A 13,539-nucleotide genomic window follows, 5' to 3' on the forward strand; every position below is an offset into this window, starting at 1 on the left:
GACCTGATCAACATCTGGATCAAACGCGGCGACATCTATTCCAACAATGACACTGTAGGTATCGAGGGTGTCAGCGTAACAATTGATCGTGTCCTGTCCGACGGAGCGTTTTCAGGCAATGCGAGCACCGGTATCGGCGGCACCGCGGCACTGCGCTTCGACAACTTCGAACTTGGCTGGACGCATGCAGGCAACGACGTCATCGACGCGTCACGCGCTGTGATCTCAAGTTCGGGAAACGGCATCAACTTCAATACAAGGTGGGGTCACGACCGTCTGGTGGGCAGCAGCGGTCGTGATACGCTGGACGGATCCATGGGGCGTGACACGGTTCAGGGCGGCAATGGCAATGACCGTATCTGGATCGGTGACGGAAACAGGGGTGACGGCGCTCGAGACGTCCTGATGTTTCGGTCAGGCGACGATGCTGATGTCGTCTATGGGTTCGAGAGCAGCCGGGATGCCCTGGACCTCGGCGGGAGAAGTTACAGCGCCACAGAGGTCCGTGAAGGAACGCTCCTGAACTTAGGTGGTGGTGATTCAGTTCTCTTGAACGGGGTCTTCGACTTTATCTGAGGTAGTTTGGAACCTGTCCCGCACATTCGTTTACCACGACGGCGCATCCATATGCCTGTGGTACGGCATCTGGACCAGCAGGAAATCTCGCGGTGATTGCCCGGACGCTTTGACTGCTGCTATCTTTCGGCCATGGCTCCTCCGCGCCTTACGCGCGGAGGAGGATTACGTTTGAGCGAAGAAACTTGTTGCGTTTACGATGGCGCCCCGGAACATCTTGAACAATCAAACTGCACTTTAATCTTTCATCAGAAGTGGCCGGGTCAAACCACCCGACCAGTTCTTACTCATGCTTCATCTTCCTGAAACGCCTCTTCGCGCTTCTTGCGAAAGCTCGGAACGATCATCAACGCCAGCAGCAAGACGGTGGCTGCCAACATGGTCAGGCTGATCGGCCGCTCGATGAAGATACTTGCCTCGCCTTGGGTGATCAGCATCGTCCGGCGCAGGTTCGCCTCCAGCAGCGGTCCCAGCACGAAGCCTAACAGCAAGGGCCCTGGCTCGCAGCGCGCCTTTCGGAACGCATAGCCCAACAGACCGAAGCCAGCAGCCAAGAGCACGTCGAAGATGCGGTTGTTCATCGAATAGACGCCGACGCAGCAGAACAGAAGGATCGCGGGATAAAGCAAGCGGTAGGGCACCGTCAGGAGCCTGACCCAAAGCCCGATCAGCGGCAGGTTGATGACCACAAGCAAGGCATTGCCGATCCACATCGACGCCACCAGACCCCAGAAGATCTCTGGCTGGGTGGTTAGCACGGTCGGGCCGGGCGTGATCCCGTGGATCATGAAGGCCGACAGCATCATCGCCATCATGTTGTTGGACGGGATGCCCAGGGTCAGCAGCGGAATGAATGATGACTGTGCTGCGGCATTGTTTGCCGCCTCAGGAGAGGCCACGCCTTCGACCATGCCGGTGCCGAATTTCTCCGGCGTTTTGGAGACCTTTTTCTCCAGCGAATAGGCGCTGAACGAGGCAAGAGTTGCCCCGCCCCCCGGCAGAATGCCAAGAAAGGTGCCGATGCCGGTGCCGCGAAGCACCGCAGGCCAGGCCCGGCGGAAATCTTTGCGCGTGGGCCACAGTCGGGTTAGGGGTGAAACCGTAACTCCGGCTGATCCGGTGCGTTCCAGATTGGCGATGATTTCGGAAAAACCGAACAGGCCGATGGCGATCACCGTGAACTCTACCCCGTCGAACAATTGCAGGGATCCGAAGGTCAGACGTTCGGCGCCGGTGGCCTGATCGGTCCCGACCATGCCCAACAGCAGGCCGACAAGGATCATTCCGATAGCCTTCAGGACCGGGCCGCTGGCCAGGATCGTTGCCGCCAGAAGGCCGAATACCATCAGCGCCACATACTCCGCCGGCCCAAAGTTGAGAGCGAACCCGGCCAGCATGGGGCCAGCGATGGCGATCGCGAAAGTGGCGACGGTTCCGGCGAAGAATGACCCGAGTGCGGCAACGGCCAAGGCGGACCCCGCCCTGCCCTGTCGTGCCATCTGGTAGCCGTCCAAGGTAGTGACGACGGCGGATGCTTCGCCGGGCAGGTTCACAAGAATGGCCGTGGTCGATCCGCCATACTGCGCACCGTAATAGATGCCGGCCAGCATGATGATCCCCGCCAATGGCGGCAGGAAGAACGTGATCGGCAGCAGCACCGCGATGGTAGCCGTGGGCCCGATGCCGGGCAGAACCCCGATCAGCGTGCCCAGCAGCGCCCCGATCAGGCAAAAGCCCAGATTGGCAGGCGTCATCGCCTCGCCAAAGCCGAGCATCAGAAGGTCCAAGATTTCCATAATCTCTCTCCCCGGCCTAGACCGGCCACAAGGGCATCTGGACACCCAGGCCATAGATGAAGACGAGCGCACCAAAGAGCGTGAGACCCGCCGCCAGCAGCAGGGTCGTGCGCCACCGACCACCCGGATCGGCCAAAGATCCCACGATGATCAGCCATCCGGATGCCAGAACAAACCCCAACCATTCGGCAAGATAAGCAAAGCCTACGATCGCCAGCGTGATGACCAGCAACGGGCGCAGGCGAATGGCCTCGATGGGCTCCGCCCCGCGTCGCAAGGCGGCGAAACCAGTGATGCCACCCAGAACCAGCAGCCCGATGCAGACGGCACGGGGCAGAAACCCCGGTCCCATCTGCGCCAGCGTGCCTTGGTCCAGATCACGCGCCAACCACAAGCCGAGCGCGCCGAAGCCGATGAACAGACCTGCCGTAAGAACATCTGGCAGATCGGCGCCCTTTCCGGCGCCGCCCGGCGCGGCCATCACTGTTCCTCGTCGATCAGTGCGAAAATCTCGCGGAAGCGTTCAAGCCGTGCGGGCATTGCTGCCTGCCATTCCGTTCCCGACTGAAACGACAGTGGAAGGGACTGCGTTTCTGCCTGGGCCTTGAACTCAGGGTTGGCCAGTGCCGCATCAACAGCCGCGGCCAGCCGGTCGCGGATCTCTTGGGGCACGTCGCAATGCGCCGCCAAGCCGCGCTCGGACGACATGATCACGTCGTATCCCTGCTCGGACGCAGTGGGCAGATCAGGCGCCAGGACCGAGCGCTCCTCGGCGAACTGCGCAAGCGCGCGCATGGCATCCTTGTCGGCGGTCGCATACTCGCCGACATTCAGCCCGATGGCGGCGATGTGGCCACCCAGCAATGCGGTCTTGGCTTCATTCGCGCCGCCGAACGGCACTGCAGTCAGATCGATGTCAGCAGCCTGCTCCAACTGCAGCAGAGCCATATGCTCGTCCGTTCCGACGCCCGTGGTTCCAATCGAGACCGCACCGGGATTGGCCTTTGCATAGGCGACCAGATCGTCAAGCGTCTGATAGTCGGAACCCGCTGGAACGATGAAGGTGCCCGGGTCTTCGACAATGCGCGCGATGGGGCACAGGTCTGCGGGATCGAAACGGGGTTCGCGATTGATCTGCATGGTCAGAAAGCCGGGCGTGTTCAACGACGACACGGTGTAACCGTCCGGCCGGGCCTGCGACAGCGCCGTGTAGGTGATCTCACCTGCCGCACCAGGCCGGTTCAGGACAGGAAACTGGGTTTCCAGCTCGGTCTCCAGATAGGGCGCGAGCGTGCGCAACATGATATCAGTGCCGCCACCCGGAGCAAAGGCCACGATCATCTCGATGGGGCGGTCGGTAGGCCATTCGGCATGGGCCATGCCGGCCGCCGACGGAAACAGGGCTGCCGCAAGGGGCAGGGTCTTGGTGATGGACATTGGTTTCCTCCCTAAGTCCTCGTTCTGGTCGTCAAACGCCTTCTGCGATCTGACAACCCAATCTCTTCAACGCCGCATCAACCCAGGACCGGTCGTTGGTGCCCGCCTCGATGGCCGCCATCTGGCGTGTCTCGGCGTCCTGCTTGGCGTTCGTTGCGGCATAGACCGTCTCGACCTCGTCATAGGGCACGACCAACACACCATCACCGTCGCCGAGAACCAGATCGCCGGCATGGATCACCATCCCCTCGATCGCGATCGGCACGTTTATCTCTCCCGGACCGTCCTTGTAGGGACCACGATGGGTCACACCGGCGGCAAAGACCGGCAGGTTCACCTGCCGGATGGCGTCCGCGTCCCGGATCGCGCCGTTCAGAACAAAGCCTGCGACGCCGCGTTTTATGGCGTAGGCCAGCATCAGCTCGCCCATCAACGAATTGGTCAGATCGCCACCAGCATCCACCACGATCACATCGCCCGGTTGCGCCATGTCGATGGCCTTGTGCAGCATCAGGTTATCGCCAGGCCGCGCTTTAACCGTCACCGCGGGGCCCGCCATCTGTCCGTCACGGTGCATCCGTGTCAGGCGCGATCCTGCTGCGGTCATGCGGCTCATGCTGTCGCTGACATTGGCCACTGGCAACTTGAGGAACCGCGCAACGACGTCGGCGGACACGGCACGCTCACGCGGCAGGATGCGAAATCCAAGGGTCATTAAATGCCTCCTCAGGCGCTGATCGATAGTTTGGCTCGGTTCACGATCCGGGTCTCGGATACCGTCCGACCTGCAAGGACGTCGACGATACCTTGGGCGGCCTCAAGACCGACCCGAAGGTTCGCGGCCGTTGTCACGCCGCCGATATGCGGACTTAGCACCAGGCGCGGCTCGGACCAGAAGGGATGATCGGCAGGCGGCGGCTCTTGCGCGAATGTATCCAGCCCTGCGCCGAAGATGCGCCCATCGCGTAAAGCATTCGCCAAAGCCGTCTCATCGATCAGGCCGCCACGGGCAGTGTTGATGATGATCGCATCAGGTTTCATCCGGGAAAGACGTTCTGCATTGACCAGGTCTTTCGTGGACGCGGTCAGGGGGCAGTGAAGGCTCAGGATGTCGCAATTGGCGAACAGGACGTCGAGGTCCTGTACCTGTTCCACCCCTTCCGCTGCAAAAATTTCGGCGGGTGTATAGGGATCATATGCGCTGACCGACAGACCGAGCCCCTTGGCAAAGCGGGCGGTCTGACGCGCGATGGCACCAAAAGCCACGAGGCCGAGAGCCGACCCAGCTAACTCACGTCCCTGAAAGCCAGGTTTGTCCCACCGGCCGTCTCTAAGGCCGCGATCCAGCGGGATGACCTTCTTGGCCACTGCGAACATAAGGGCAATCGTCTGCTCAGCGACCGAGACAGCATTGGCGCCTGCCGCATTCAGGACTGGAATACCGCGCCGGGCGGCTGCATCAGTATCGATGTTGTCGACGCCAGCACCATGCTTGGACACGACCTGCAATCGGGGCGCAGCTGCAAAAACTGGCTCATCCACGCGCCCCATTCGGGCGAGAATACCCACTGGATTGGCCGCGTGCACGATATCGATCAGCCCGTGACCGGTCGTATAGGCAGGCACGTAGACAGGTTGGTATCCTGCAGCCGTCAGGACGTCGGCCGCGGCCGGGGCCAGGCTGGGCCCCGTAATCAAAATGGTCTGTGTCATGATCCTCCGTCCGCCCCATCGGGCGGCATCTCCTCAATCGGATCTTTAGCAACTGACAATCTGAATAAAAGCTGATAAAACTGTTCTTTATGTTAAGAAAGTCTTCATACCATGGATACGCGCCAGCTTCGAACCCTTGTTGCCATTGTGGAGCACGGCAGCTTTGCTCGAGCCGCTGAGCGCGTCTCACTGACACCGTCGGCCGTCAGTCAGCAGATCCAAGCCCTTGAATCCGAAGTCGGCGTCTCTCTGTTCAATCGGGAAAATCGACCTCCCACACTGACGGCGGCTGGCCAGCAGCTTCTGGAAGCAGCAGGCGAGATATTGCGGACCGCCGAAAACGCCATCGACGCCATTTCTGGGCGGCGGATCATCGGCACTTTTGCCGTCGGATCGGTGCGCACCAGCGCTATCGGCCTGCTCCCCCGCGCGGCAGCCCGTCTGGTTTCGAATCATCCAGGTCTCAAGATCAAGATCCGGGTCGGCTCTTCAGAGGAGCTGCTGCAGGATGTTGTGGCCGGTCGTCTTGATGTCGCCATCATTGCTGAAAACAGCGCATCTTCACGCGAGTTGGAATGGTCGCCGTTTCTGCGCGAACCGCTGTTCGTCATCGCGCCGCCTGGCACAGTGCCCTCCACTATTGCCGAGATCCTGACAGCGCATCCCTATATCCGCTTCCGCTCGAACGTGCCGCTGGCACGGCTGATCGAGGCAGAACTAGGACGCATGAACGTGTCACTCTATGATATTGCCGAAATGGACACGATTTCCGCTGTGACCGCCTGCGTCGAGAACGGGCTGGGGGTATCTGTCGTGCCCCGAATTGCTGTGCGGGATCGCAAGGTCGAGGTGGTCATGCTGCCGTTCGGCGACCCGCCTATCCTTCGCCAGATCGGGCTGTTGCAACGTCCCCGTGGCCCCCGCGCGACCTTGATCGCGGAACTGCACGCCCATCTTGCCGAGGCGGGCGGCGACGATGGCGTGCATCGTACTTCTCCCGCGTAAAGGCATAAAGTTTTGCTTCGTTAAAGCCAGATTCTATCTCGATCGCCTCTCTCCGGCAGCCGCGGTTAGTAGGGCAACAGGGCAAGCGAGACTTCCTTAGCTACTTCACGACTTAACGAAAATTGGTGAATCGATGGAGGGCTTTACATGACCAGATTCGCAACACGCCTGAACTCCTTTGCCGCGCAGGCTGACCGGGCCTGGCCCAACCATTCAGGCAAGCCGAGGCTGGAAATGATGGCACAACGTGCCGCCAGCGTGCCGGGCCTTACACATGTGGACCTGAACTTTCCCGACCATGTAGCCGATGTCCCCCGCGATGTGCTGGGGCGGATCAACGACTTGGGGTTGCAGGTCAACGGCCTAGCCATGCGCTACTATACCAATCCTGCATTCAAGCTCGGCGCGTTCACCAATCCGGACCGCGCCGTGCGGCAAGAAGCGCTGGACCTCACCAAACGTGGCATTGATGCCGCTTTGGCGATGGGTGCGCCGCTGATGACCCTGCGGCTTGGTCAGGACGGCTTTGATTACAGCTTCCAGGGCGATTATGGTCGCATGTGGGACGATGAGGTGTCGGGGATCCGTGAGGTTGCCGAGCATGCACCCGAATGCATGATCTCGATCGAGTACAAGGCGAATGAGCCAAGATCCTATGCCCTGCTGCCGGATGCAGCCACGACTTTGCTGGCCATTGCCGAAACGGGCTGCGCCAATACCGGCGTGACACTGGATTTCGCGCACGTGCTCTATGCCGATGAGATGCCAGCTTTTGCTGCGACCCTGATCGCGCGGAAATCGCGGCTTCTGGGCGTGCACCTGAACGACGGCTACGCCAAGCGCGACGACGGACTGATGGTCGGCAGTGTGCATCCGCAAGCCACGCTGGAGCTGCTGTGGCAGATCAGCCGTGACGGCTATGACGGGGTAATCTACTTCGACACCTTCCCGGATGCGTCCGGCATCGATCCGGTCGAGGAGTGCCGCACCAATATCGCTGCCGTCCAGCGCTTTATGACGATGGCTGAACGCGTGTCTGCGGATAATGCACTGCACGATGCCATCGCCACCCAGAATTCCCCGATCAGCCAGCGTGCCATCGCGCGTATCATGGCCGGGGGCTGACTTTACTGTTCTTTCGATTATCGTAAAGGGAGGAGACCTAAGATGATCTCGATCAAATCGTTTCTGATGGCCAGTGCCGTGACGGCCTTTGCCGGTGCTGCGTTCGCACAAGATCTGGCGCCGCTGAACTCCGACACCGAAGCGGATCGCATGGATTGATCGGCGCTGTCCGAACAGTTCGGTGACATGCCGAAGCCTGCCGAGGGAACCCAAGTTGGTGGCGTCTCCAAGACGCTGACCAACGAATACTGGCGTTCGCTTGGCGAGGGCTATCAGAACGTCGCCGACGCGCAGGGCGTGACGCTGGCCTATCAGACCGCTCCCTCCGAAGGCGACCAGTTGGGACAGTTGCAGATTGCCGAAAGCATGATCCTGCAAGGCAACAAGGGCCTGCTGGTGTCCCCGCAGACCGACAACAACTTGCAGCCCGCGATGGAGGCCGCGTCTGCACAAGGCATCATGGTCGTCAACGTCAATGACGCGGTGATACCCTCGGCCGAACACTATGTCTGCAACGTGCAGCGCGACAACGGCGTGCGTGTAGCCCAATGGTTCATCGACAATGCCCCCGAAGGCGGCAAGGTCGCCGTGATCGAAGGCCAGCCCGGGGTGTTCGCCGCAGGCCAGCGCACCGACGGCTTTACCGCGACCATCACCGAAGCGGGCAATTTCGAAGTGGCAGCCAGTGTTCCTGCGAACTGGAGCCGTGAGACCGCCTACGACGCGGCATCCACGATCCTGCAGCAGCATCCCGACCTGATCGGGTTCTATGCGAACAACGACGGCATGGCACTTGGCGTAGTCGAGGCGGTCAAGGCCGCGGGCCTTCAGGACCAGGTGGCGGTGTTCGGCACGGACGGTATCTCTGACGCCTACGCGTCGATCCTGGCGGGCGATCTGACGGGTACCGTAGACAGCTTTCCGGTGCTGACCGGAGAAGTCGCGATGGAGGTCGTGCTGCGCCTCATCGGTGGACAGGACCTGCCCCGCGTGGTTGCCACCCCGCAGGCGCTGATCACCGCAGACAATGTCGAGGAATTCTCGGTCGAGGATACCGCAGCGCTGCGCGAGATGCTGCTGGCCGAGTGACGCCGGTCTGCTGATCCCGGCCCGCACGGGTCCCTCCCCCTCATGCAGACCGGACTTCGGATGGCGCCACCTCGGCGCCACCCGCCCCCATTCCCGGATAGGTGTCGCCATGACAAATCCCGCCAGTCGGCTGTCGCTCATCGGTGTCAGCAAGGTGTTTCCCGGCATCCGCGCCCTGGACAAGGTCAGCTTTGACGTGCGCCCCGGCGAGGTTCATGGCCTGCTGGGCGAGAACGGAGCCGGCAAATCAACGATGCTGAACATCCTGTCCTCGGTGTTGCAGGCGACCGAAGGACAGATCGTCATCGATGGCCAACCCATCACTCTGACCCGGCCTGCTGACGCCCGCGCCGCCGGGATCGCGATGATCCATCAGGAACTGCAGCATATCCCGCAGTTGAGCGTCGCGCAGAACCTGTTCCTGGGCCGCCCGCTGACGCGCACCGGCGGCCTTCTGGTCGATCGCGCCACGCAGGAAGCGCGTGCCCGTGCCATCCTGGCCGATCTGGATCCACGCATCGATCCACGGGCGCCGATCCACACCCTGAAGGTCGCCCAGCAGCAGATCGTCGAGATCGCCCGAGCTTTGCTGGATGACGCCAAGATCATCGCGATGGACGAGCCGACATCGTCGCTGACGCCATCGGAATTCGACGCGCTGGCAGCGCTGATCGCGCAACTGGCCGCGCAGGGCAAGTCGATCATCTATGTCAGCCACAAGATGAACGAGGTCTTTCAAGTCTGCGACCGCGCCACGATCCTGCGCGACGGGCGGTTCATCGACACCGTGGACCTTTCGCAGATCACCGAGGATCAAGTCATCGCCAAGATGGTCGGCCGCGACATCCTGCATGCCCGCCATGTCAGCCATGCCCGCCCCGAAGTCGTCATGGAGGTTCAAAACCTGTCCGACGGCGGACTGGTCCATGATGCGGGATTTTCCCTGCACAAGGGAGAGGTTCTGGGTCTTGCCGGTCTGGTCGGGTCGGGGCGCACGGAACTGCTGCGCCTGATCGCGGGGATCGACCGCGCCAAGACCGGCAGCGTCACCCTGAACGGCAAGCCGGTCGATCTGCGCAGTCCGCGCATGGCAATCCGCGCAGGCATCGGTCTGGTCCCGGAGGAGCGCAACAAGGATGGCATCGTCCGGGCGCGCCCCGTGTCTTCCAACATCGCGCTGCCGTGCATGGGTCGGTTCACGCGGTTCGGGCTTGTCCAACGGGGCAAGCTGCATAAAGAATCGACAGCGCTGATGAAACGCATGGGGATGCGCCCGCCCGACGTCACCCGCGCCATAGGCACCTTCTCCGGAGGCAATCAGCAAAAGGCCATCATCGGACGCTGGCTCGCCGCCGACGTGGATATCCTGCTGTTTGACGAACCCACACGCGGCATCGACATCGGTGCGAAATCGGAAATCTACGAGCTGATCGCGCAGCTGGCACAGTCCGGCAAATCGATCATCGTCGTCAGTTCGGAACTGCCTGAGATCATCCGGCTGTCCGACCGCGTCATGGTCATGCGGGAAGGCACGATCGCCGCCATCCTCAATGCCGACCAGATATCCGAAGACGCCATCGTGGCAAATGCAATTCCCAAATCAAAAGGCCCGATACCCGTGGCCCAAGCCTTTGAGGCCGTGTGATGACCGATACCGCAATCCCCACCCGTAAGGCTCCCCGCTTCAATCTGCGCGATGCCGGGACGTTCCTCGGCCTCGTGCTGATCTTTGCCGTCTTTGCGGTGCTGAACCCGGTGTTTCTGACGGCGCCGAACCTGATCAACATTCTGCAGCAATCCTCGATCAACGCCTGCATCGCGTTGGGAATGACATTTGTCATCATCTCAGGCGGGATCGATCTGTCGGTCGGGCCCACCGCCGCCGTGTCGGCCATCGTCGGTGCCACGCTCATGATCGCCGGCGTGCCGATCCCCCTGGCCGTGGCAGGCGCCATCGCAACAGGGATGACCTGTGGTCTGTTCAACGGTGCGCTGGTGGCAATCGCCGGATTGCAGCCCTTCATCGTGACGCTTGGTGCGCTTTCACTGTACCGGGCGCTGGCGCTGATCTTCACCGGGGGCAACCCGATTTTCGGCATTCCGACAGAATTCCGGTCCGCAATCAACGGGCTTGTCATGGGCGTACCCGTTCCGGTGATCATCGTGGCGATCATTGCGGCCATCCTGTGGGTGGTGCTGAACCGCAGCCCGCTTGGCGAGTACATCCTGGCCGTTGGCGGCAATCCCGAGGCTGCACGCATTGCCGGCGTCCCCGTCGCGCGCACGAAGATCATCGTCTATGTCCTGTCGGGGGGTCTGGCGGCGGTTGCGGCGCTGATCCTGACGGGCAGGCTTGGCGCCGCTGACCCGACCATGGGCAACCTGTGGGAACTGGACGCTATCGCGGCGGCAGCCATCGGCGGCGCGTCCCTCATGGGCGGCAAGGGGTCAGTCGTGGGAACGCTGATGGGGGCGGTCATCCTGGGCGGCCTCAGGAACGGGCTGACGCTGATGAACGTGCAGGCCTTCTATCAGCTGCTGGCGACAGGTATCATCATCCTCGTCGCAATGCTGATCGACCGGGCTACCCGCGGCCGCGCATGACAGGAGCTTTGATGGACCACACCGACCCGCGTAGCATCGGGGCCCAGATCCGGATGCGGATGCCCTATCTCACCCCGCTGGAGACCCGCGTGGTCGAGGGGATGACAGGCCGCACCGATCTGGACCGCACCACAGCGCTGCGGCAGGTGTCGGGCGATGCGGGCGTGTCGGACGCCATGGTCGTCAAGATCGCCAAGAAACTGGGATTTGCCGGTTTTCGTGATTTCCGCGAGGCGTTGGTGATCTATCGCCAAACGGATGTCGCCTCGCTGCATTCCGAGATCTCTCCGGACGACAGTTCGGCCGACATCATCCGCAAAGTGTTCCAGACCTCCATGCAGGCGCTGGAGGAGACGATGTCCATCATCGACGTGGCGGCCTTCGACCGCGCGGCCGACCTGCTGCACGGTGCGGGACAGCGCGATTTCTATGGCGTCGGCGGCTCCGCCCAGATCGCCCGCGACGTGGCACATAAATTTCTCCGCATCGGGCTGCGCGCAAGCGTGCAGGACGATCCGCACATGATGCTGATGTCGGCGTCGCTTTTAGGGCCTGCCGACGTAGCCGTGGCCTTCAGCCACTCCGGCACCACGTCGAACGTGATTGAGGCTGCGCGGCTCGCCCGACACCAGGGCGCGCGTGTGATCGCTGTCACCAACTACTCCACCTCTCCGCTATCCGAACTGGCCGACATCGCGCTGTGCTCGACCGCGCAGGGATCGCCCCTGCTGGGCGAGAACGCCGCCGCGCGGATAGCACAGCTGAACATTATGGACGCCATTTTCGTGGCCGTCGCGCAGCGGGACCTGGACCGGTCCGAGGCGCAACTGGCCCGCACCCGCAACGCGGTCGAGACCAAACGCCGCCGCTGAACAGGACACCTCTCATGTCATCCCACCCCCGCGCCGTCGTGGTCGGCAGCCTGCATTACGACATCGTGGTCGATGCCCACCACCGCCCCGCGGCAGGCGAAACAGTGGCGGGAACCGCATGGCGTCCGGTTTTTGGCGGGAAGGGCGGAAATCAGGCCGCCGCCGTCGTGGCCGCGGGCATTCCGTGCCGGATGGTATCGGCAGTCGGTGATGACGGGTTCGGGATTTTTCTGCGTGATCGGCTGCGCGCGGCGGGTGTGGACGACAGCCATGTGGCAACCCTGCCCGGCCAAGGGTCCGGAATGAGTGTCGCGATCATGGACGCGGGGGGCGACTATGGAGCGGTCATCGTCTCCGGGACGAATATGGAAATCGATCCTGCGAGCCTGGAGCAAGAAGGCCTGTGGGAGGGCGCGACACATTTGGTTCTGCAAAACGAGATCCCCGAGGCCCTCAACATCGCTGCCGCGCAGGCTGCGCATGCGCGCGGCTTGTCGGTTGTTCTGAATGCCGCACCTGCGCGCGCTCTGTCAGACACGCTCGTGCAGATCATCGACATCCTTGTAGTCAACGCCGGAGAAGCGGAGGCGCTGTGTGGCATTGCCGTGGCCAGCCTTGATACCGCGCAGGACGCTGCAAAGGCTCTGTCCGAACGCTTTCGGGTTGTGGTCGTCACTGCGGGCGGAGACGGCGTCGCCGTGGCAGGGATGGATGGCACTTATTTGGAACCCGGGCATAGCGTGACGTTGATCAGCACTCATGGGGCTGGGGACTGCTTCATCGGCACGATGATTGCCCGATTGGTGGGACGACACGCGTTGCCCGATGCCGTCAAGAGCGCGAACCTGGCTGCGGCGAAGCACGTCTCCAGGGAAGTATGATACGGGAAGAGTTAATCGGATCGCTCGCCGAAAGAAGGTTCAGCAGATAGAACGATTGCGGCCTTACCGTTTCAAGGTCATGCGATATGCGCCCTTATTCGGGTGGTAAATATTCCACACCGGTGGAGAGACAGTACGCGGCATGGTCTGAAGGACAGTTTGAAATGCCGCCCTTCGGCCTCATGACAACCTAGCTAATGGGTCATTCGGCACTTGCGCAGCCGCTACACTGGCGGCTGATGGAGCGCCGTCTTGAAAGGCTGCCTTGGCCACATCCCCGCTTTCCGCATTTAAAGCATGTCTACGGCGGCAAGGGGCGTGACCCTCTTGCCGCACATTCTGTCGCATCGCTTCCTGGACGCAGGGGCGGACCTGCGTCACCAGCGATGGCGCAACGTGGCGGACACCGACCGACCGGGATTGTAGTAATCGGCGGACCCC

The 13,539-nt window shown here is 61.9% G+C and carries 13 protein-coding genes; 8 read left to right on the forward strand and 5 right to left on the reverse strand.

Going from position 1 to position 13,539, the window contains the following annotated elements; genetic code table 11:
• The coding region (locus FHD67_RS20615) for a calcium-binding protein (protein WP_425467284.1) at nucleotides 1-576 on the forward strand (576 nt) is incomplete at its 5' end.
• 287 nt (nucleotides 577-863) lie between these two features.
• On the opposite strand, the gene FHD67_RS18800 is transcribed toward FHD67_RS20615, so the two are convergent.
• Genes FHD67_RS18800 through FHD67_RS18820 form a run of 5 tightly spaced genes read right to left on the reverse strand, consistent with a single transcriptional unit; the run spans nucleotide 864 to nucleotide 5,522 of the window.
• Nucleotides 864-2,372, reverse strand: a complete 1,509-nt coding sequence (locus FHD67_RS18800; RefSeq protein WP_139599666.1) for a tripartite tricarboxylate transporter permease — start codon at nucleotides 2,370-2,372, stop codon at nucleotides 864-866.
• Between the two features lie 16 nt (nucleotides 2,373-2,388).
• The gene (locus tag FHD67_RS18805; protein ID WP_139599667.1) at nucleotides 2,389-2,853 is read right to left on the reverse strand and encodes a tripartite tricarboxylate transporter TctB family protein; all 465 of its coding nucleotides are present in this window, start codon (nucleotides 2,851-2,853) and stop codon (nucleotides 2,389-2,391) included.
• Entirely contained in the window at nucleotides 2,853-3,809 is a 957-nt protein-coding gene (locus tag FHD67_RS18810; RefSeq protein WP_139599668.1) for a tripartite tricarboxylate transporter substrate binding protein, read from the reverse strand. The genes FHD67_RS18805 and FHD67_RS18810 overlap by 1 nt, the downstream gene beginning before the upstream one ends.
• Nucleotides 3,810-3,840: 31 nt before the next feature.
• Nucleotides 3,841-4,524, reverse strand: coding sequence for an RraA family protein (locus FHD67_RS18815; protein ID WP_045999788.1), 684 nt, complete (start codon nucleotides 4,522-4,524; stop codon nucleotides 3,841-3,843).
• Nucleotides 4,525-4,535: 11 nt separating this feature from the next.
• Complete coding sequence (locus FHD67_RS18820) at nucleotides 4,536-5,522, reverse strand: hydroxyacid dehydrogenase (protein WP_045999789.1); 987 nt, start codon at nucleotides 5,520-5,522, stop codon at nucleotides 4,536-4,538.
• A gap of 111 nt (nucleotides 5,523-5,633) precedes the next feature.
• Here FHD67_RS18820 and FHD67_RS18825 point away from each other — a divergent pair, with 111 nt between their 5' ends.
• From FHD67_RS18825 to FHD67_RS18855, 7 genes are all read left to right on the forward strand, one after another.
• Nucleotides 5,634-6,527 carry a LysR family transcriptional regulator gene (locus FHD67_RS18825; RefSeq protein WP_045999790.1) on the forward strand — a complete coding sequence of 298 codons (894 nt, stop codon included), beginning with the start codon at nucleotides 5,634-5,636 and terminating at the stop codon, nucleotides 6,525-6,527.
• A gap of 147 nt (nucleotides 6,528-6,674) precedes the next feature.
• Nucleotides 6,675-7,652 (forward strand): sugar phosphate isomerase/epimerase family protein, encoded by a 978-nt coding sequence (locus FHD67_RS18830; protein WP_139599669.1) that lies wholly within the window; start codon nucleotides 6,675-6,677, stop codon nucleotides 7,650-7,652.
• A gap of 186 nt (nucleotides 7,653-7,838) precedes the next feature.
• Nucleotides 7,839-8,741, forward strand: coding sequence for a sugar ABC transporter substrate-binding protein (locus FHD67_RS18835; protein WP_246071353.1), 903 nt, complete (start codon nucleotides 7,839-7,841; stop codon nucleotides 8,739-8,741).
• A gap of 109 nt (nucleotides 8,742-8,850) precedes the next feature.
• A complete protein-coding gene (locus FHD67_RS18840) occupies nucleotides 8,851-10,386 on the forward strand; it encodes a sugar ABC transporter ATP-binding protein (RefSeq protein WP_139599670.1) in 1,536 nt (511 codons plus the stop codon).
• A complete protein-coding gene (locus FHD67_RS18845) occupies nucleotides 10,386-11,345 on the forward strand; it encodes an ABC transporter permease (protein ID WP_139599671.1) in 960 nt (319 codons plus the stop codon). Before FHD67_RS18840 ends, FHD67_RS18845 begins: the two co-directional genes overlap by 1 nt.
• 11 nt (nucleotides 11,346-11,356) lie before the next feature.
• The gene (locus FHD67_RS18850; RefSeq protein ID WP_176695211.1) at nucleotides 11,357-12,217 is read left to right on the forward strand and encodes a MurR/RpiR family transcriptional regulator; all 861 of its coding nucleotides are present in this window, start codon (nucleotides 11,357-11,359) and stop codon (nucleotides 12,215-12,217) included.
• 14 nt (nucleotides 12,218-12,231) lie between these two features.
• Nucleotides 12,232-13,098 (forward strand): ribokinase, encoded by an 867-nt coding sequence (locus tag FHD67_RS18855; protein WP_139599673.1) that lies wholly within the window; start codon nucleotides 12,232-12,234, stop codon nucleotides 13,096-13,098.
• Nucleotides 13,099-13,539: the final 441 nt, after the last annotated feature.

Source organism: Paracoccus haeundaensis (assembly GCF_006239215.1).
Classification (GTDB): domain Bacteria; phylum Pseudomonadota; class Alphaproteobacteria; order Rhodobacterales; family Rhodobacteraceae; genus Paracoccus; species Paracoccus marcusii.

Bases quoted from the DNA above. Each gene is read 5' to 3' on its own strand.
- FHD67_RS18805 (WP_139599667.1), bottom strand. From the start codon at position 2,853: ATGGCCGCGCCGGGCGGCGCCGGAAAGGGCGCCGATCTGCCAGATGTT.
- FHD67_RS18850 (WP_176695211.1), top strand. From the start codon at position 11,357: ATGGACCACACCGACCCGCGTAGCATCGGGGCCCAGATCCGGATGCGG.
- FHD67_RS18800 (WP_139599666.1), bottom strand. From the start codon at position 2,372: ATGGAAATCTTGGACCTTCTGATGCTCGGCTTTGGCGAGGCGATGACG.
- FHD67_RS18855 (WP_139599673.1), top strand. From the start codon at position 12,232: ATGTCATCCCACCCCCGCGCCGTCGTGGTCGGCAGCCTGCATTACGAC.
- FHD67_RS18820 (WP_045999789.1), bottom strand. From the start codon at position 5,522: ATGACACAGACCATTTTGATTACGGGGCCCAGCCTGGCCCCGGCCGCG.
- FHD67_RS18840 (WP_139599670.1), top strand. From the start codon at position 8,851: ATGACAAATCCCGCCAGTCGGCTGTCGCTCATCGGTGTCAGCAAGGTG.
- FHD67_RS18845 (WP_139599671.1), top strand. From the start codon at position 10,386: ATGACCGATACCGCAATCCCCACCCGTAAGGCTCCCCGCTTCAATCTG.
- FHD67_RS18815 (WP_045999788.1), bottom strand. From the start codon at position 4,524: ATGACCCTTGGATTTCGCATCCTGCCGCGTGAGCGTGCCGTGTCCGCC.
- FHD67_RS18835 (WP_246071353.1), top strand. From the start codon at position 7,839: ATGCCGAAGCCTGCCGAGGGAACCCAAGTTGGTGGCGTCTCCAAGACG.
- FHD67_RS18825 (WP_045999790.1), top strand. From the start codon at position 5,634: ATGGATACGCGCCAGCTTCGAACCCTTGTTGCCATTGTGGAGCACGGC.
- FHD67_RS18830 (WP_139599669.1), top strand. From the start codon at position 6,675: ATGACCAGATTCGCAACACGCCTGAACTCCTTTGCCGCGCAGGCTGAC.
- FHD67_RS18810 (WP_139599668.1), bottom strand. From the start codon at position 3,809: ATGTCCATCACCAAGACCCTGCCCCTTGCGGCAGCCCTGTTTCCGTCG.